The sequence below is a fragment of the Microcoleus sp. MOSTC5 genome (genome assembly GCF_036701825.1).
In the GTDB taxonomy this organism is placed as follows: Bacteria; Cyanobacteriota; Cyanobacteriia; order Cyanobacteriales; family Microcoleaceae; genus Microcoleus; species Microcoleus asticus.
In genome coordinates this window covers 1-1482 of record NZ_JAUBRK010000173.1, presented here as the reverse complement: position 1 = coordinate 1482, position 1482 = coordinate 1, and the positions used below count along the sequence as shown (strand labels likewise).

Annotated in this window: 1 protein-coding gene; it reads right to left on the bottom strand. The window is 44.9% G+C overall.

The window, feature by feature from the left end; genetic code table 11:
• Positions 1-23: 23 nt before the first annotated feature.
• Entirely contained in the window at positions 24-1391 is a 1368-nt protein-coding gene (locus tag QUA54_RS34190) for an IS4 family transposase (RefSeq protein WP_445301620.1), read from the bottom strand.
• Positions 1392-1482 lie beyond the last annotated feature (91 nt).

Below are 1482 nucleotides of genomic sequence, written 5' to 3'. Positions count from 1 at the left end.
CAATGGCACTGAAAAAGTCTCAATCACCTAGCCTGTTTACTTTTTAAGATAGAGCGAGGTTCCTGCATTCGAGGATACGGCTTCGGTCTGTGTTTCAACACCCTTGGTTCGGAACGATGGGGTCGCATCATGAGTAAATTAGTTGCGACCTGCTCCAACAGAAATTGATGCCATTGTCGCTGTTGGTGTTTTCCTGTAGCTGCCAACAGCGTCAATAACTGATTAAACTGCTGCCGAGTTGATTGGAAGGAGAGTTGAAAAGCTGTATGTTCTGACGAAGATACGGCCTGCCACATAATGGTACGTAATAAAGTGTAAGCCAATAAGTGTGCCCAGATATCTTTTCTGACCATTGCCGGAGTTTTAGCTGTTAACATCTCCATTTTCAAAGTTGTTTTAAGATGGCGGAGACTGACTTCAGCAGCTCCCCAGCGAAGTCCATATAACAGAGTTAATTTGTCAACAGTGTAGCGTTTGGCGTCCAGTAACGTTGTGACTACAATAATACGCTCTTGTCGAAAGCCACGGCGTTTAATTCGCAAGCAGACTTCCCGAACGATAAAATTAGATGGTAATTCCTCAAAATCCTCATGACTCATGTGTTTGGGACAATGTGGGGGCTTATTCCAGACTACTTGATGGTCACCAATTCCCAACTTCTTACCCCGTCGAAAGTCGGTCTTACGGAGATGATTTTTCCGAAAAACAGCGTCTGCTCCCTGCTGTTTTACCAAAACTAAATCGACATAATTGCCATAAGCTCGATCGGCTAATATCACATCGGAGGGAACTAAATTCGCATACAGCAGGCGGCTCATCACAATCTCGCTCGTCGCCAATGAAGCAATACCAGCCGATACCACTGCACCTGTGAGCAATGAAAAGAGTACTACCATTTTTGCAATCGGAAATCCACACCCTGTTTTTTGATTGCTGTGTTGCGGATACTCGGCTTGATTAGTAGCAGTATCACTCATGAGCACAGTTGTTCCGTCTAGAACCCGTACCGAGCGCCCACACCATTGTTGTTCTATTGGAACTTGCTTTTCTAATGCCTCTGCCACTATGGGTACTAACTGTTGGACAAATCTTTCAGGTAGTCGTTGACGAGCTTTACTGTATGCCCCCGTGTCTGAAGAAGGAGGCTGGGCTCCGGCTACACTCAACCAGGTACTCATCCGCTTCACCGCTTGACTCAAACTTTTGTCTGGATCTAGTATCTGGCATACCATCGCCCATAAGGTCACTATCGGTGTATAGACGCTGCTGTAATATCTGATATTCTCCAGGGCAAGAAGCTCTTGGACTTTAGAGTCTGGTAGCAATTCTTTCCAGGGTAAGGCGACACTCTGTAAAAATTGTTGCTTGAGAATAGACGCACGATTGGGCATACTAGAGATAGATATTTGGGTTTGTAAGGCAATTATCCATGCAGATATTGCCTTACAGATTTTTTTTTGCTCACTTTTTCAGTGCCATTGG